This is a genomic window from Thauera sedimentorum, assembly GCF_014489115.1.
In the GTDB taxonomy this organism is placed as follows: Bacteria; Pseudomonadota; Gammaproteobacteria; order Burkholderiales; family Rhodocyclaceae; genus Pseudothauera; species Pseudothauera sedimentorum.
In genome coordinates this window covers 111,240-128,550 of sequence record NZ_JACTAH010000001.1, presented here as the reverse complement: position 1 = coordinate 128,550, position 17,311 = coordinate 111,240, and the positions used below count along the sequence as shown (strand labels likewise).

Sequence of the window (17,311 nt, the reverse complement as noted above, 5' to 3'; positions counted from 1 at the left end):
AACCCATGAAGAAACTGCTCACCGCGCTGGCGCTGGCCGCCAGCCTCGGCGCCCAGGCCGCCGACACGCTGAACGTGGCCGCCACTGCCGTGCCGCACGCCGAGATCCTCGAGTTCATCAAGCCGGCGCTGGCCAAGCAAGGCGTGGAGCTCAAGGTCAAGGTATTCACCGACTACGTGCAGCCCAACGTGCAGGTGGCCGAGAAACGCATGGACGCCAACTTCTTCCAGCACCAGCCCTACCTGGACGAATTCAACCGCAGCAAGGGCACCAACCTGGTGAGCGTGGCCGGCGTGCACATCGAGCCCTTCGGCGCCTACTCGCGCAAGATCAAGAGCCTCGCCGAGCTGCCCCAGGGCGCAAGCGTGGTGATCCCCAACGACGCCACCAACGGCGGGCGTGCCCTGTTGCTGCTGGAGCGGGCCGGGGTGATCAAGCTCAAGGATTCGGCCAACATCCTGGCCACCCCGCGCGACATCGCCGACAACCCCAAGGGCATCAAGATCCGCGAACTGGAAGCCGCCACCCTGCCGCGCGTGCTCGGCCAGGTGGATCTCGCGCTGATCAACACCAACTACGCGCTGGAGGCCGGACTCAACCCGGCCAAGGACGCGCTGGCCATCGAAGGCAGCGAATCGCCCTATGTGAACATCCTGGTCACCCGCGAGGACAACCGGAACGCCGCGGCGGTGGTCAAGCTGGTCGAGGCGCTGAAGAGCGAGGCGGTGAAGCGCTTCATCCTCGACCAGTACAAGGGCGCGGTGGTGCCGGCCTTCTGAGCGGCCCCGGCAAACCGACCCGCCCGGACAAGGGCCGCCATCCGGCGGCCCTTGTCACTGGCTCCTCGCGACCCACGAGCACGACCGACGCCACCACCCTTCCCGCACCGCCCCCGAGACCATGACCACCCCGACCACGCCCCCTGCCCGCTGGCTGCCCTTCGTCGTTCTCGGCCTCGGCCTCACCGCCATCTCCTTCGGTGCCATCTTCGCCCGCCTGGCGCAGGCCGAAGGGGTGGACTCGCTGGTGGTCGCCACCTGGCGGCTGGGCATCGCCGCCCTGGTGGTCACCCCGATCGCCCTGCTGCAGTCGCGCCGCGACCTGATCGCGCTCACCGGTCGCCAGATGCTCATGGCGCTGGCCGCGGGGCTGTTCCTCGCCGCCCACTTCGCCACCTGGATCAGCTCGCTGGAATACACCTCGGTGGCCTCCAGCACCGCGCTGGTCACCACAAATCCACTGTGGATCGGCCTGGCCTCCTTCCTGCTGTTCCGCGAGACCCCGACCCGCATGATGCTGGGCGGCATCGCCCTGTCCTTCGGCGGCAGCCTGCTGATCTTCTGGAGCGACAGCCAGACCGCGGGCGCCGGCAGTGACCCGATGTTCGGCAACCTGCTCGCGCTGATCGGCTCCTGGTGCTTCTCCGCCTACCTGCTGATCGGGCGCCGGCTGCGCGCCGGGCTCGGCCTGTCGGCCTACATCTGGCTGGCCTACGGCGTTGCCGCGCTCTTCCTGGTGAGCGCCAGCGGCCTGTCCGGCAGCGCGCTGACCGGACACAGCCTGGCGGCGTGGGCGGTGCTCGCCGGCATGGCACTGGGGCCGCAGCTGCTCGGCCACACCGCCTACAACTGGTCGCTGCGCCATGTGTCGGCCACCTTCGTGGCCGTTGTCACCCTGGGCGAACCGGTGGGCAGCGCGGCGATGGCCTGGGTCTTCTTCGGCGAGGGTTTCGCGCCGCTGCAACTGGCCGGCTTCACCCTGCTGCTGGCCGGCATCTACCTGGCCGCACGCGGGGAACGCCGCTGAGCGCAGCGGGTCCGAAGCCTGCGGCCGGCGGACGGCAAGGCCACGCGCCTCCCCGGTTCCGCGCACGCCGGCGTGTCCGGCCGTGCTGCTATAATCCCCCGTTTGACGTCAACCTTCGGAGTACAACGTGCTGATTTCCAACGCTTACGCCCAGGCCGCCGACGGCGCTGCCCAGAGCGGCTTCATGGGTCTGCTGCCGCTGATCCTGATGTTCGTGGTGCTGTGGTTCCTGATGATCCGCCCGCAGATGAAGCGCGCCAAGGAACACAAGGCCATGGTCGAGGCACTGGCCAAGGGCGACGAAGTCGTCACCGGCGGCGGCATTGCCGGGCGCGTCACCGAAGTGGGCGACGCCTTCGTGCAGATCGAGGTCGCCGCCAACACCGTGGTGGCCGTGCAGAAGCAGGCCGTCGCCACGGTCCTGCCCAAAGGCACCCTGAAGGCCCTCTGAGCACACTCTCCAGGCCGGCCCCATAGCGGGCCGGCCGTTCTTTCGGCCCTGCGCCGTCCCTGCCCGCATCACCATTCCGCCGCCATGAATCGCTATCCGCTCTGGAAGAACCTCGTAATCGGCCTGATCCTGCTGTGGGGCCTGTTGTACACCCTGCCGAACTTCTACGGCGAAGTGCCCGCAGTGCAGATTTCCAGCGGCAAGGCTACGGTCAAGCTCGACGCGGCGGACACCGGCAGCCGCGTCGAGGAAGCCCTGCGCAGCGCCGGCATCGCACATACCGGACGCTTCGCGGACGACAACAGCCTGCGCTTCCGCTTCGCCGGCGCCGAGGATCAGATCCGCGCGCGCGACGTCATCGAGGGCACGCTCAATCCGGACCCGCAGGACCCGTCCTACATCGTCGCGCTCAACCTGCTGTCGGCCTCACCCAACTGGCTCACCAGCATCCACGCGCTGCCGATGTACCTCGGCCTGGACCTGCGCGGCGGGGTGCACTTCCTGCTCGAGGTCGACATGCCCGGCGCGCTCACCAAGCGCCTGGACGCCACCGCGGGCGACCTGCGCACCCTGATGCGCGACCGCAGCGTGCGCCACGCCGGCATCACCCGCGAGGGCAACACCGTACAACTACGCTTCCGCGACGCAGCGCAACGCGAGGCCGCGCGCACCGCGATCCTGAATTCCACCGCCGACCTGCAACTGGTGGACCGCGACGACGGCGCCGACGACCTCAAGCTGATCGCCACTCTCACCGCGCCGGCGCAGCAGACCATGCGCGACTTCGCGATCAAGCAGAACATCACCACCCTGCACAACCGCATCAACGAACTCGGCGTGGCCGAGCCGGTGATCCAGCAGCAGGGCGCCGACCGCATCGTGGTGCAGTTGCCCGGCGTGCAGGACGTGGCCAAGGCCAAGGACATCCTCGGCCGCACCGCCACGCTGGAAGTGCGCATGGTGGACGACACCCCGGGCGCGCTGGAAGCGGCGCTGGCCGGCAACGTGCCCTTCGGCACCGAGCTGTACACCGAGCGCGGCGGCCTGCCGCTGCTGGTCAAGCGCCAGGTGGTGCTCACCGGCGACCGCCTGACCGACGCCCAGCCCGGCTTCGACGGCCAGACCAACGAACCGGCGGTGCACCTCACCCTGGACGCCGCCGGCGCACGCATCTTCCGCGACGTTACGCGCGAAAACGTCGGCAAGCGCATGGCCATCCTGCTGATCGAGAAGGGCAAGGGCGAGGTGGTCACCGCGCCGGTGATCCGCACCGAGATCGGCGGCGGCCGGGTGCAGATTTCCGGGCGCATGACCACCACCGAGGCCAACGACGTCGCCCTGCTGCTGCGCGCCGGCAGCCTGGCGGCACCGATGGAGATCATCGAGGAGCGTACCGTCGGCCCCAGCCTTGGCGCCGAGAACATCGCCAAGGGCTCCAACTCGGTGGTCTGGGGTTTCGTGGCGATCGCGGTGTTCATGATCGTCTACTACACCCTGTTCGGCCTGGTGTCGGTGATCGCGCTGACCTTCAACCTGATGCTGCTGGTCGCCCTGCTGTCGCTGCTGCAGGCCACGCTCACCCTGCCCGGCATCGCCGCGATGGCGCTGACCCTGGGCATGGCGATCGACGCCAACGTGCTGATCAATGAGCGCATCCGCGAGGAGCTGCGTAACGGCGCCACCCCGCAGGCGGCGATTTCCGCCGGCTACGACCGCGCCTTCGACACCATCCTCGATGCCAACATCACCACGCTGATCGCCGGCATCGCCCTGCTGGTGTTCGGCTCCGGGCCGGTGCGCGGCTTCGCGGTGGTGCACTGCCTGGGCATCCTCACCTCGATGTTCAGCGCGGTGATGGTGTCGCGCATGATCATCAACCTGATCTATGGCCGCCAGCGCAAGGTGGCGAAGCTGCATCTCGGCCAGTCGGCCAACTGAGGAAAGGGACGGAACACGATCATGGAATTCTTCCGCCAGCGAAACGACATCCCCTTCATGCGCCATGCGCTGAAGTTCAACATCGTCTCCACGCTTGTCTTCGTCCTCGCCGTCTTCTTCATCGTCCTGCGCGGGCTCAACCTGTCGGTGGAATTCACCGGTGGCACGCTGATCGAGATCGGCTACCCCGAGCCGCCGCGCATCGAGGACATCCGCCAGGCGCTGGCGGGCGACGGCTACCCGGATGCGCAGGTGCAGAACTTCGGCAGCGCGCGCGAGATCCTCATCCGCATGCCCAATCGCGAGGACCTCGACACCTCCCGCATCTCCGAACGGGTGATGGGCACGCTGAACGCCCTGTCCGGCCCGGCGCCCGAGTTGCGGCGTGTCGAGTTCGTCGGCCCGCAGGTCGGCAAGGAACTGGCCACCGACGGCGCGATGGCGCTGCTGCTGGTGATCTTCGGCATCATGGCCTACCTGGCGATGCGCTTCGAGTGGCGCTTCTCGGTATCGGCCATCATCGCCAACCTGCACGACGTGATCATCATCATCGGCTTCTTCGCGGCCTTCCAGTGGGAGTTCTCGCTGCCGGTGCTGGCGGCGGTACTGGCGGTGCTGGGCTACTCGGTGAACGAGTCGGTGGTGGTGTTCGACCGGGTGCGCGAAACCTTCAAGAAGAAGCGCAACATGAGCACCCCGCAGGTGCTCGATCACGCCATCACCGCGATGATCTCGCGCACCGTGATCACCCACGGCTCGACGATGATGATGGTGCTGGCAATGCTGATCTTTGGCGGCGAGACCCTGTACTACTTCGCCCTGGCACTGACCATCGGCATCATGTTCGGCATCTACTCGTCGATCTTCGTCGCCAGCCCGCTGGTAATGTGGCTGGGCGTGTCGCGCGAGCAGTTCGTCAAGCCGAAGAAGGAAAAGGAAGAAGCGGTGGTCTGATCCCCGCACCCGCTTCCGGAAAGAACAAGGGCGCCTGCGGGCGCCCTTGTTCCTTTTGCGCGTCTGGCGAAACGCTCAGACTGCGAAGGCCTGCTTCACCCGCAGCGTCTCGTTGCGCTCGATCAGCCCGATCAGGCGGTCGATGTTGGGATGCTTGCCGGGATTGGCGCGCGCATCCTCGCTGTGCTCGGCATACAGTTCCAGCCCGCGCGACGCCGCGTCCGGGCCGATCGCCCCATAGAGTTGCGCAAGATGGTTGTACACCGCCAGCGAGCCGGCCTGGCCGGGCTTGTTCTCGATGCGGCCGACCACCGCGCCCTGGGCGTCGATCAGCTCGATCGCCGCCAGGTGGGAGACACCCGGCAACTGCTTCAGGTTTTCGGCAAAAGCCATGCTTGTTTCTCTCCGTACTCGATAAGGCACCGTCAGGAGCGGCCTTGCCCGCGATACGGCGTCCGTTGTGCCACGGCTCGCATCGCGGCCAAGGCCGCTTCTACGGCCCGTCCCGACCATTTCCGGCCGGCGGGACGGGTCAGATGCGGCGCGCCAGTTCCTCGGCCTTGCCGATGTAGCTCGCCGGCGTCATCGCCAGCAGGCGCTCGCGTTCGCCCTGCGGAATCGCCAGCGTGGCGATGAACTCGTGCAGGGCCTCGCGGGTGATGCCCTTGCCGCGGGTCATCGCCTTGAGCTGTTCGTAGGGGTTCTCGATGCCAAAGCGGCGCATCACCGTCTGCACCGGCTCGGCCAGCACTTCCCAGCACTCGGCCAGGTCGGCCGCCAGGCGCGCCGGGTCGGCTTCCAGCTTGTTCAGCCCGCGCAGGCAGCTGTCGAGCGCCAGCACGGTGTGGCCGAAGCCCACGCCCATGTTGCGCAGCACGGTGGAGTCGGTGAGGTCGCGCTGCATGCGCGAGACCGGCAGCTTCTCGGAGAAGTGCTTGAGCACCGCGTTGGCCACCCCCAGGTTGCCTTCGGCGTTCTCGAAGTCGATCGGGTTGACCTTGTGCGGCATGGTGGACGAGCCCACCTCGCCTTCCTTCAGCTTCTGCTTGAAGTAGCCCAGCGAGATGTACATCCAGATGTCGCGGCAGGCGTCGATGAGGATGGTGTTGGTGCGCGCCATGGCGTCGAACAGCTCGGCCATCGCGTCGTGCGGCTCGATCTGGATGGTGTAGGGGTTGAACTCCAGGCCCAGCGACTCGATGAAGCGGCGGTTGAAGCCTTCCCAGTCGAACTCGGGCCAGGCCGACAGGTGGGCGTTGTAGTTGCCCACCGCGCCGTTGAACTTGGCGCACAGCGAAACCGCGGCGATCTGCGCGCGCGCGCGCAGCAGGCGGGCGGCGATGTTGGCCATCTCCTTGCCCAGCGTGGTCGGGCTGGCCGGCTGGCCATGGGTGCGCGAGAGCATCGGCACTGCGGCCAGGTCGTGGGCCAGCCCACGGAAGCGTGCGATCACCGCGTCCAGCGCGGGCAGCAGCACTGCATCGCGTCCTTCCTTGAGCATCAGCGCGTGCGAGGTGTTGTTGATGTCTTCCGAGGTGCAGGCGAAATGGATGAACTCGGACACCTTCATCACTTCGGCGTTGTGGCCGAGGCGCTTCTTCAGCCAGTACTCCATGGCCTTCACGTCATGGTTGGTAGTGGCCTCGATGGCCTTCACCGCCTCGCCGTCGGCAGGAGCGAAGCCCGCCACCACGGCGTCCAGCTCGGCCACGGTGGCCGCCGAGAACGGGGCGATCTCGGCCAGCGCCGGGTCGGCCGCCAGCGCCTTCAGCCATTCAACCTCGACGCGCACGCGGTTGCGGATCAGGCCATGCTCGGAGAAGTGGTCGCGCAGGCCGGCCACCTTGGCGTGGTAGCGGCCGTCGAGCGGGGAAAGCGCGGTAAGGGCGAAAGCGGACATGGGAGGTATTCCGGACAAAGAGTGCTATTTTACCGTTCACCCGGCGCTCGGCAGCAGCGGCTTGCACGCATCGCCGACCGGGCGCCGAAAACGCATCGCGTCCTTCCCGTCCTGAGAGTACAAGGTCACAACGTGAGCACTACGGAGAAATACCTCATCCGGGTCGAAGCCGTCGCCGAGTACGTCGCCGACCAGTCCGATCCCGAGGACGACCGCTACGTCTTCGCCTACCACATCACCGTCACCAATGCCGGCACCTTGTCGGCCCAGCTGATCAGCCGGCACTGGGTGATCACCGATGGCGACGGCAAGCAGCAGGAGGTGCGCGGCATGGGGGTCATCGGCGAGCAACCGCTGCTGGCCCCCGGCGAGCAGTTCAGCTATACCAGCGGCACCAGCATCCCGACGCCGGTCGGCACCATGCACGGCAGCTACCAGATGGTGTCGGGGGACGGACACAGCTTCGAGGTGGAGATTCCTCCCTTCATGCTCGCAATGCCCCGCGTCCTGCACTGACATGGATCTCTAACGGCGCTGCCGGCGGCAACCCGGACATACTCCTTATATCGTATGACCGCCACTGCACGCCGCTGACAGAGACTGTCGCAATCATGTGCCGCAGTGAAGCGAATATGCCCGTTGCCGCGGGACTTCGTGGCAGGCACCGGGGCGCCTCGACTCCCATCTGGCATTTCCCGTTGTCGCGTCGGCGGCGAACGGGCATACTCCCTCCTTGGTAAGCTGCATCAACAGCAACGGGATACGCGATCGTGCTCAAGGAACGCAAGGACGCCAGCGGTGAATGGACCGGTCCGCAGGGCACCATTCTCTTCCGCCCGGAAGAACTGGCCGAGGTAATCGCCTCGCCATCGGCCGACAGCGAGGGCGACGTGGACCGCGCCGCGCTCGTCGGCACCTCCGCGCCCTTCGAGAACCAGCGCTTCGTCCTCAAGCGTGGCAAGACCCTGATCGGCCGCCGCGAGGACAACGACATTATCCTGCCGGACGACAGCGTGTCGGCTCAGCACGCCTGGGTGCTCCACGACGAAGGGCGCTACCGGGTGATCAACATGCTGTCCACCAACGGCACTTTCATCAACGACGCCAAGGCCCACGACGGCCCGCTGCAGGATGGTGACCGGGTGCGCTTCGGCCGCGCCGAGTTCGTGTTCCGCACCGGCGCGGCACAGGGTGGCACGAAGCCGCGCCCACGCGGCACACCGGCCTGGGTCTGGGTCGCTGCGGTAGCGGTGCTGGGTCTCGCAGCGGCAGCCCTTACCCTGCTCTAGGGACACGCGCGTCGTGGCCATTACGCTCGGCCGGTACATCCTGCGTGGCGAACTGGGCAGCGGTGCGATGTCGGTCATCCACCGCGGCTACGATCCGCGCATCCGCCGCATCCTCGCCATCAAAACGCTGCGCGCCGAGTACGCCGAACGCGAGGAGTACCGCTATCGCTTCCTGACCGAAGCGCGCGCGGCCGGCACGCTCACCCACCCGGGCATCGTCACCATCTTCGACGTCGGCGTGGTCAACGGCGTGCCCTTCATCGCCATGGAACTGCTCGAGGGCCCCACCCTCGAGTCCTTCGTCGAACGGCGTGATCGCCTGCCGGTGCGCACCGTGCTGCGCATCGTCACGCAGATCGCCGACGCGCTCGACTACGCCCACCGCCAGGGCGTGGTGCACCAGGACATCAAGCCCGAGAACATCGTCGTCACCAGCGACAGCGGCAACGTCAAGGTCATGGATTTCGGCATCGCCCGCCTGCGCCACAAATCCGGCCCGCGCCCGGAAGACGGCAGCCCGGTCGCGGGCACGCCGCACTACATGTCGCCCGAGCAGATCCGCGGCGGCGAGGTGGACGGGCGCAGCGACCTCTATTCGCTGGGCGTGCTGCTCTACTGGCTGCTGTCGGGCCACACGCCTTTCCGCACCAACAACGTCCATGAACTGCTGCGCAAGATCCTCAAGGAGCCGCTGCCGCCGCTCAAGCCGCTCGACCCGGCTACTCCACAGGCCCTGCTCGACGTTGCGCGCACGCTGCTGGCACGCGATCCCGCCGAACGCTATCAGACCGGCGCGGAGCTGATCGAGGACCTGCAGCGCATCGACGACGCCCTCGCCGAGCAGGAGCGCACCTGGCGAGGGCGGCGGTTCATCCCCCTGCGCCTGCGCTGGACCGCGGTGATGAGCGTGCTGGTGGCGGTCACCGTCACCGCAGGGCTGGCAGTGGTCTATCACCGGCAGAACGAGGCGATGACCCGCGTCGCCTACGACTACGGCCTCACGCTCACCGAAACCCTGGCGCTGGAAAGTGCCGAAGACCTGCTGCTGGAAGACCGCATCGCCATTCAGGCGATGATCGACGAAATGGCGCGCAAGCGCGACATCGAGCATGTCTCCGTCAGCGACCGCAACGGCCAGCTGGTGGCCAGCACCGACGGCAGCGCCCCCGGCTCGGCCGACGTCCCGCTGCCCGAGGACCGCCGCGTGCTGCTGCACGGCAGCCAGGCCATCTACACGCTAGACGACGGCCAGGGACGCTCCTACCTGCTGTTCGACGCGCCCGTGCTCTACCAGGATCACGAACTCGGCCGCTTGCGCGTGGGCATCTCCACCGCCGCGCTGCAGGCCGCCAACCGCACCACCCTGGCGGCGATGATCGCGGTGATGCTGGTCACCCTGGTCACCGTATTCATCGGCGCCTACACGCTGTCACGGCGCCTGGTGGTGCCCATCGAGATCCTCCGCCGGGCGCTGGGACAGATCACCCAGGGGCGCTTCGACGGACGCATCCGCATGCACCGCGACGACGAGTTCGAACGGCTGTTCTCGGCCTACAACTCCATGGCCGACTCGCTGGAAGCGCGGATGTTCGTCACCCACTCCGCCAAGCGCAACGCCACCTCCGGCAACGGCGTCCCGCCCGCGCCCGCCACCCGCATGGTGGAGCCGGCGGCGCCCGGCAGCGCCCGGGCCGGCAAATCGCGCGATCGCAACTGACGAACGCGCCTCAGAGGCTGCCTCAGGAGTTGTCCAGGGCTCTCAGCCTGCGCCTGAGTTCCAGCGCGCGAGTGCGGTAACCGCGCGCCGGCTCGAAGGCCGGATCGAGCGCCAGCGCCTTGTCCCACAGGCCTATCGCTTCTTCCAGCCGCTGGTTGCGGTAGTGCACCACCGCGGCCTCGTGGTAGTCGCTCACCAGGCGCTTGCGCAACTCGGTGCGTTGCCGGCCGGCGGGCTCCAGGTCCGGCACGATGCACAGGGCCTGCTCGAAAGCCGCATACGCCTCCTCGTTGCGGCCCGCCTGCAGCAACACCAGGCCGCGCTGCTGGTGCTGAAGCCCGCGTGCGCGCTGCGCCAGCACGGTGAGCCTTTCGGCGGGTACGCCGCCCTCGACGCGCAGGCGGGCGATTCCGGCCTGCGCGGCATCGATGCGACCGGCAGCCAGGTCGTCCTCGATCGCCTGCAAGCGGGGATTGCGAGTCTCTGCCGGCTCCACGGCCGCCCCCGAGGCGGACGCAGCCCTGCTTCTCAGCGGCAGCTTGAGCATCTGTCCCACAGTGAGCGCCTTGGGCCGCGCAATGCCGTTGTAGCGCGCCAGCGCGACGAACGACAAGGGATCGCCCAGGTGACGGGCGGCGATGCCGCCGAGCGTGTCGCCCGGCCGAACCTCGTAGGCCTCGTGCGCCGCCCCGAGCAACTGGACGGGATCGGTCTCGAGCTGGCGCAGCAAGCCCTTGGCCACCGCGCTACGCGGTTCGTGCTGCAGGTAGGCCTGCAGCGCGCTCCGCCCCTCTCCGTACTGCCCGTCCTGGAGCATCTCGATGATGCGGCCGAGTTCGCGCACCTCGGCCTCGGGCCGCTGCTCGCCGGCCTCTGCAGCGGGAGCCTGTATCGCGGCCTCCGCTGCCGGCGCATCAGGGCCGTCCGCGCCGGCGCCTTGAAGGCCGGCACACCCGCCCGCGCCTAAGAGCACGGCGGCCGAGAACAGGCCAAGCAGAGCCAGGGAGTTCGTTCGTGTAGTCGTCATCATCTCATCGCGTGAAACAGGAAGGCCGCCAGCGCCAAGACGCCGGCGGCATACAGCGGCCACAGCTGCCTGTAGGCAAACCCGGATCTCCTTCCGGCGGGTTGCAGCACAGCCACGGTGGCATTGTCGGACTCGGCCCCGGCGCGCGCGACCGCGATCCCGACCCACTGCGCGCACGCATCGCCAAGCACCTCGGCAAGCAGCAGGCCGGCCATCTCGTCCGCCGCGACCTTCGCCCAGAAACCGTCGGTACACAACACGAACCCGGTGTCCGGGTCGACCCGCATCTGCCCGTGCGTGGTCTGCAGCGCGTCGTATCCGCCGAGTCCGCGGAGCAGCTTGTGCTGCTCGGGGTGGGCCGCCGCCTCGGCCTCGTCGATCTGCCCGCTGCGCACCAGTTGCTGCACCAGCGTGTGATCCTCGGTGCGGAACACCGGCCTGCAGTCACGGAAGGCATAGAGCCTGCTGTCGCCGACGTGCACCCACCAGGCGCGCTCGGGCGTGGTCAGCAAGGCCACTACGGTGGCTCCCGCACTCTCGCCGCAGTCTTCGGCATGCTGGCGGATGGCGGCATGCGCGCGCTGGCAGAGGGATTCGAGGAAGGCGGGCGGATCGTCCGGCCGCTGGGCTGACTCGTTCCAGAGCGCCTCGGCCACGTCGATCACCGTACGTGCCGCCAGTTCGCCCCCGGTGCGCCCGCCCATGCCGTCGGCGACCACCAGAAGATGACAGCGGCCGTCGGCACTGGCGAAGCAGGCGGCATGGTCCTGCTGTTCGGCCCGACCACCGATATGCCCCGCCTGTCCTGTCCGTGACTTCGTCCGCCTCATTCTTCCTCCGGCCGGCCACCGCACCCGCTGAGGGCCGGCGGCTCGCGGGCATGACGCGCCGCGCTATCCGCTCGGGATGGTAAGGCGGAACGCGCGGACGGGCAAACGGCGCAGCGGTCCACCGCTTGACACTGCCGGAGCACGGGTGTCGAATGGCGCATGACTGTACGTATTTTCAGCTATCCAGCCAACTCCTCAGGCGCGCCGCGCGGACGCGGCAGCGCGAGCAGCCCGCACGCCCGTTTTCTGACCCTGCAGCACGAGCCGGCCCCCGATGAAGCAGGCTGCGATGCCTCCATCGGCCCCGTGCAAACCCGTTTGTCGGTGGATCATGCCCGCAGCGTGCTGAGCTACAACCGCTCTCCCGACCTGCCCTTCGACCGTGCCATCAATCCCTACCGCGGTTGCGAGCACGGCTGCATCTACTGCTACGCCCGCCCCAGCCACGCCTACCTGGATCTCTCACCGGGCCTGGACTTCGAGACGGAGCTGTTCTTCAAGCCCGATGCGCCAGCGCTGTTGCGCCGCGAACTGAGTCACCCGCGCTATCGCTGCGCGCCCATCGCCCTGGGCAGCAACACCGACCCCTGGCAACCGGTGGAGCGCCGGACCGGCCTGACCCGCCGCCTGCTCGAACTGCTGCTCGAATGCCGCCATCCGCTGGCCATCGTCACCAAGTCGACGCTGATCGAACGCGACCTCGACCTGCTGCGCGAATTCGCCCGCGACCGGCTGGTCCGCGTCACCGTCAGCGTGACCACCCTGGACGACGCGCTGGCGCGCCGTCTGGAACCGCGCGCCCCGCGCGGCGCTCGCCGGCTGGAGACCATCGCCGCGCTGCGGGCGGCCGGCGTTCCGGTGGGCGTGTTCTTCGCCCCGCTGATCCCGGCGCTCAACGACCAGGAACTGGAAGCGATCGTCGCGGCAGCACACGCCGCCGGCGCCGACCAGGCCGCGCACGTGCTGCTGCGCCTGCCGGGCGAAGTGAAGGGTTTGTTCGAGGACTGGTTGCAGACGCACTATCCGGCGCGCGCCGCCCATGTGCTCAGCGTGCTGAGCCAGTGCCGCAACGGCCAGGCGAACGACCCACGCTTCGGCCACCGCATGCGCGGCAGCGGCCCCTTTGCACAGCTCTACAGCCAACGCATGGAACGGGTGCGTCGCCAACTGGGGATGAGCGCGCCGAGCATCGACGAGCTGCGCCGCGACCTGTTCCGCCCGCCCGCGGCGCCGGCGGATGCGAACATGCCCGTACAGGGCAGCCTGTTCTAGGGGGTAGGAGCGGCCTTGGCCGCGATTCGGCCTGTGGGAACTACGGTCGGCCGCGATCGCGGCCAAGGCCGCTCCTGCAGGGCGTGCTCAGCTGCGGTAGTCGGCGTTGATCTTGACGTAGTCGTAGGAGAAATCGCAGGTCCACACGGTGGCGGCGGCCCGCCCGCGGGCGAGGTCGATGCGCACCGTGAGCTCGGCGTGCGCCATGATGCGCGCGCCGGCTTCCTCCACGTAGCTCGCCGCGCGGCCGCCGTGTTCGGCGACCAGCACACTCTCGTCCGGATTGCCCAGCCACACCTTCAGGCGGCTCACGTCCAGATCGTCGATGCCGGCGTAGCCGATGGCTGCGAGGATGCGCCCGAGGTTGGGGTCGGAGGCGAAGAAGGCGGTCTTGACCAGCGGCGAATGCGCCACCGCGTAGGCCACCTTGCGGCATTCCTCGCGGTCGGCGCCGCCTTCCACCACGATGCTCATGAACTTGGTGGCGCCCTCGCCGTCGCGCACGATGGCCTGCGCCAGACGCACCGCGACGTCGATCACCGCCTCGCGCAGCGCGGCCCAGTCGGCCCCCGCCGGCTCGGTGATCTCGGCATTGCCGGCCTGACCGGTGGCGATCAGGATGAAGGAGTCGTTGGTCGAGGTGTCGCCGTCCACGGTGATGCTGTTGAACGACAGGTCGGCCGCTTCGCGCACCAGCGCGTTGAGCAGGTCCTGCGACACCGCGGCGTCGCAGGCCAGGAAACCCAGCATGGTGGCCATGTTGGGCTTGATCATGCCGGCGCCCTTGCTCATGCCGGTGATGGTGACCGTCTTGCCGCCCACCTCGACGGTGCGCGACACCGCCTTGGCCAGCGTGTCGGTCGTCATGATCGCGTGCGCGGTGTCGAACCAGCCATCGACGCGCAGATTGGCCTGCGCGGCCGGCAGGCCGGCGATCAGGCGGTCGACCGGCAGCGGCTCGAGGATCACCCCGGTGGAGAAGGGCAACACCTGCTGCGCGCCCACGCCGAGCACCCGGCCGACTGCGGCGCAGGTTTCCAGCGCATTGACCAGGCCCTGCTCGCCGGTGCCGGCATTGGCCACCCCGGTGTTGATCACCAGCGCGCGGATGTCGCCCTCGGCGAGATGCTCGCGGCACAGCTGTACCGGCGCGGCGCAAAAGCGGTTGCGGGTGAACACGCCGGCCACGCGGCTGCCGGGGGCGAGTTCGATCAAGGTCAGGTCGCGACGATTGGCCTTGCGGATGCCTGCTTCGGCAACGCCGAGGCGTACGCCGGCAACCGGGCGCAGGTCGGCGGGATTCGGGGTGGAGAGATTGACGGCCATGATGGACTCCTGTTCGACAGGCGGAGCGGGTCGCTCAGCTCAGCTTGCCGTGGCAATGCTTGTATTTCTTGCCCGAACCGCAGGGGCAGGGGTCGTTGCGCCCCACCTTGGGCCCGGCCATCGCCGGCTGGCGCGCGCCCTCGCCTTCGGCGGCCCCGCCCAGCGCTTCGTCGTAGTCGGCGTGGTGGTACTGCACGTTCTCCACCTCGGGCGGCGCCTCGGCCTGCTCGAGCTGGGATTCGGTGCGCACCTGAACGGTCAGCAGCAGCTTGGTGACTTCGCCGCGCACGGTGTCGAGCAGGTTCTCGAACAGTTCGAAGGCTTCGCGCTTGTACTCCTGCTTGGGGTTCTTCTGCGCATAGCCGCGCAGGTGGATGCCCTGGCGCAGATGGTCGAGCGCGGCAAGGTGCTCGCGCCAGTGGTTGTCCAGGCTCTGCAGCATCACATTGCGCTCGAACTGGTGCCAGGCAGCCGGATCGACCATCGCCACCTTGGCGGCATAGGCTTCCTCGGCCGCATCGAGGATGCGCTTGAGGATGGCCTCGTCGTCCAGTTCGGGCTCGGCCTTCAGCCATTCGCCCACCGGCAACTTGAGCAGGAAGTCGGCCGCCAGGGCCTGTTCGAGGCCGGCGACCTCCCACTGGTCCTCCACGCTGTCTTCGGGCACGTAGATGCGGAAGGTTTCCAGCAGCACGCCCTGGCGCATCGCCTTGACGGTGTCGGAGATGTCTTCGGTTTCCAGCAACTCGTTGCGCTGCTGGTAGATCACCTTGCGCTGGTCGTTGGCGACGTCGTCGTATTCGAGCAGCTGCTTGCGGATGTCGAAGTTGCGCTGCTCGACCTTGCGCTGCGCCGACTCCAGCGAGCGGGTCACCATGGCATGCTCGATGGCCTCGCCTTCCGGCATCTTCAGGCGGACCATGATGGCGTTGAGGCGGTCGCCGGCGAAGATCTTCATCAGCGGATCTTCCAGCGACAGGTAGAAGCGGCTGGAGCCCGGGTCGCCCTGGCGGCCGGAACGGCCGCGCAACTGGTTGTCGATACGGCGCGATTCGTGGCGCTCGGTGCCGATGATGTGCAGGCCGCCGGCCGCCACCACCTGCTGGTGCACCGTCTGCCATTCACTGCGCATTTCGGCGATCTTCGCGTCCTTCTGTTCGGGCGACAGGGTCTCGTCGGCGCGCACTGCGCCGATGCGCTTGTCGATGTTGCCGCCGAGCACGATGTCGGTACCGCGGCCGGCCATGTTGGTGGCGATGGTGACCACGCCCGGGCGCCCCGCCTCGGCGACGATCTGCGCTTCGCTGTCGTGCTGCTTGGCGTTGAGCACCTGGTGGTCGATCTTCTCCTTCTTCAGCAGCGCGGAGAGGAACTCGTTGGTCTCGATCGAGGTGGTACCGACCAGCACCGGCTGGCCGCGTTGCACGCAGTCGCGGATGTCGTCGATCACCGCCTTCCACTTCTCGCCGGCGGTGCGATAGACCTTGTCGTTCTCGTCGCGACGGATCATCGGCCGGTTGGTCGGAATGACCACGGTCTCCAGGCTGTAGATGGAGTGGAACTCGAAGGCCTCGGTGTCGGCGGTGCCGGTCATGCCGGCGAGCTTGCCGTACATGCGGAAGTAGTTCTGGAAGGTGATCGAGGCCAGGGTCTGGTTCTCGGCCTGGATCTTCACGCCTTCCTTGGCCTCCACCGCCTGGTGCAGGCCGTCGGACCAGCGCCGGCCGGCCATCAGGCGGCCGGTGAACTCGTCGACGATGACCACCTCGCCGTTCTGCACCACGTAGTGCTGATCCTTGTGATACAGCGCGTGGGCGCGCAGCGCGGCGTACAGATGGTGCACCAGCAGGATGTTGCCCGGCTCGTACAGGCCGGCACCCTCGTTGAGCAGGCCCATGCGCACCAGCAGCTGCTCGGCGGTCTCGTGACCCTGTTCGGTGAGCAGCACCTGGTTGGACTTGAGATCCACCGTGTAGTCGCCCGGCTCGGTGACGTTGTCGCCCTCGCCCTCCTGCTTCTTCAGCAGCGGCGCGACCTGGTTCATCTTCAGGTAGAGCTCGGTGTGGTCCTCGGCCTGGCCGGAGATGATCAGCGGGGTGCGGGCCTCGTCGATCAGGATGGAGTCCACCTCATCGACGATGGCGAAGGCCAGCTCGCGCTGCACCCGCTCGCCCTGCGCATACACCATGTTGTCGCGCAGGTAGTCGAAACCGAACTCGTTGTTGGTGCCGTAGGTGATGTCGGCCTGGTAGGCGCCCTGCTTGTCGGCGTGCGGCATGCGCGACAGGTTGCAGCCGGTGCTCATGCCGAGGAAGGCGAAGATGCGCCCCATCTGCTCGGCGTCGCGGCTGGCCAGGTAGTCGTTCACCGTGATGATGTGCACGCCCTTGCCGGTGAGCGCATTCAGATAGGCGGGCAGCGTGGCCACCAGGGTCTTGCCCTCGCCGGTGCGCATTTCGGCGATCTTGCCGTTGTGCAGCACCATGCCGCCGACCAGCTGGACATCGAAGTGGCGCATGCCCAGCACCCGCTTGCCGGCTTCGCGCACCACCGCGAAGGCTTCGGGAAGCAGGTTGTCCAGGGCCTCGCCGCCGGCCAGGCGCTGGCGGAACTCGTCGGTCTTGCCGCGCAGGGCCTCGTCCGACAAGGCGGCGATCTCCGGCTCCATGGCGTTGATGCGGGCAACGGTCTGCTGATACTGGCGGATCAGGCGGTCATTGCGACTGCCAAAGATTTTCTTGAGGAGGCCGGAGATCATGGGGTCCTGTCGGTTCGATTCGGCAAAGGCGCAAGTTTAGCAC

The 17,311-nt window shown here is 67.9% G+C and carries 15 protein-coding genes; 9 read left to right on the top strand and 6 right to left on the bottom strand.

All coding sequences use genetic code 11. The features are described from left to right. Positions 1-5 precede the first annotated feature (5 nt). From IAI53_RS00590 to secF, 5 genes are all read left to right on the top strand, one after another. Positions 6-779, top strand: coding sequence for a MetQ/NlpA family ABC transporter substrate-binding protein (locus tag IAI53_RS00590; RefSeq protein ID WP_187716242.1), 774 nt, complete (start codon positions 6-8; stop codon positions 777-779). 121 nt (positions 780-900) lie between these two features. Next, positions 901-1,806: a DMT family transporter gene (locus tag IAI53_RS00585; protein ID WP_187716241.1), complete on the top strand. Its 906-nt coding sequence runs from the start codon at positions 901-903 to the stop codon at positions 1,804-1,806. Positions 1,807-1,933: 127 nt separating this feature from the next. After that, positions 1,934-2,257 carry a preprotein translocase subunit YajC gene (yajC, locus tag IAI53_RS00580; RefSeq protein ID WP_187716240.1) on the top strand — a complete coding sequence of 108 codons (324 nt, stop codon included), beginning with the start codon at positions 1,934-1,936 and terminating at the stop codon, positions 2,255-2,257. Between the two features lie 84 nt (positions 2,258-2,341). Next, positions 2,342-4,195, top strand: coding sequence for a protein translocase subunit SecD (gene secD, locus IAI53_RS00575; protein WP_187716239.1), 1,854 nt, complete (start codon positions 2,342-2,344; stop codon positions 4,193-4,195). A 21-nt stretch (positions 4,196-4,216) separates the two neighbouring features. Further along, complete coding sequence (secF, locus tag IAI53_RS00570) at positions 4,217-5,149, top strand: protein translocase subunit SecF (RefSeq protein WP_187716238.1); 933 nt, start codon at positions 4,217-4,219, stop codon at positions 5,147-5,149. 75 nt (positions 5,150-5,224) lie between these two features. On the opposite strand, the gene IAI53_RS00565 is transcribed toward secF, so the two are convergent. Next, complete coding sequence (locus IAI53_RS00565) at positions 5,225-5,542, bottom strand: DUF2322 family protein (RefSeq protein ID WP_187716237.1); 318 nt, start codon at positions 5,540-5,542, stop codon at positions 5,225-5,227. 139 nt (positions 5,543-5,681) lie between these two features. Further along, on the bottom strand, positions 5,682-7,049 hold the full coding sequence (gene purB / locus IAI53_RS00560) for an adenylosuccinate lyase (protein ID WP_187716236.1): 1,368 nt from the start codon (positions 7,047-7,049) through the stop codon (positions 5,682-5,684). A gap of 132 nt (positions 7,050-7,181) precedes the next feature. Between purB and apaG the strand changes: the two genes are divergently transcribed. The 3 genes from apaG (at position 7,182) to IAI53_RS00545 (ending at position 10,055) form a co-directional block, all read left to right on the top strand. Then, entirely contained in the window at positions 7,182-7,565 is a 384-nt protein-coding gene (gene apaG, locus IAI53_RS18510) for a Co2+/Mg2+ efflux protein ApaG (protein WP_187716235.1), read from the top strand. Between the two features lie 254 nt (positions 7,566-7,819). Further along, positions 7,820-8,338 (top strand): FHA domain-containing protein, encoded by a 519-nt coding sequence (locus tag IAI53_RS00550; protein ID WP_187716234.1) that lies wholly within the window; start codon positions 7,820-7,822, stop codon positions 8,336-8,338. Between the two features lie 13 nt (positions 8,339-8,351). Then, positions 8,352-10,055, top strand: coding sequence for a protein kinase domain-containing protein (locus IAI53_RS00545; RefSeq protein ID WP_187716233.1), 1,704 nt, complete (start codon positions 8,352-8,354; stop codon positions 10,053-10,055). 22 nt (positions 10,056-10,077) lie between these two features. Here the strand turns inward: IAI53_RS00545 and IAI53_RS00540 are convergent, their stop codons facing one another. Together IAI53_RS00540 and IAI53_RS00535 are read right to left on the bottom strand one after the other, a co-directional pair. Further along, positions 10,078-10,899, bottom strand: a complete 822-nt coding sequence (locus IAI53_RS00540; RefSeq protein WP_187716232.1) for a LysM peptidoglycan-binding domain-containing protein — start codon at positions 10,897-10,899, stop codon at positions 10,078-10,080. 182 nt (positions 10,900-11,081) lie between these two features. Next, entirely contained in the window at positions 11,082-11,912 is an 831-nt protein-coding gene (locus IAI53_RS00535) for a PP2C family protein-serine/threonine phosphatase (RefSeq protein ID WP_187716231.1), read from the bottom strand. Positions 11,913-12,071: 159 nt separating this feature from the next. Here IAI53_RS00535 and IAI53_RS00530 point away from each other — a divergent pair, with 159 nt between their 5' ends. Then, the gene (locus IAI53_RS00530) at positions 12,072-13,184 is read left to right on the top strand and encodes a PA0069 family radical SAM protein (protein WP_187716230.1); all 1,113 of its coding nucleotides are present in this window, start codon (positions 12,072-12,074) and stop codon (positions 13,182-13,184) included. Between the two features lie 87 nt (positions 13,185-13,271). Here IAI53_RS00530 and argJ read toward each other — a convergent pair whose 3' ends face one another. Beyond that, entirely contained in the window at positions 13,272-14,510 is a 1,239-nt protein-coding gene (gene argJ, locus IAI53_RS00525) for a bifunctional glutamate N-acetyltransferase/amino-acid acetyltransferase ArgJ (protein WP_187716229.1), read from the bottom strand. A gap of 34 nt (positions 14,511-14,544) precedes the next feature. Then, positions 14,545-17,268 (bottom strand): preprotein translocase subunit SecA, encoded by a 2,724-nt coding sequence (secA, locus tag IAI53_RS00520; RefSeq protein WP_187716228.1) that lies wholly within the window; start codon positions 17,266-17,268, stop codon positions 14,545-14,547. Between the last annotated feature and the right edge of the window lie 43 nt (positions 17,269-17,311).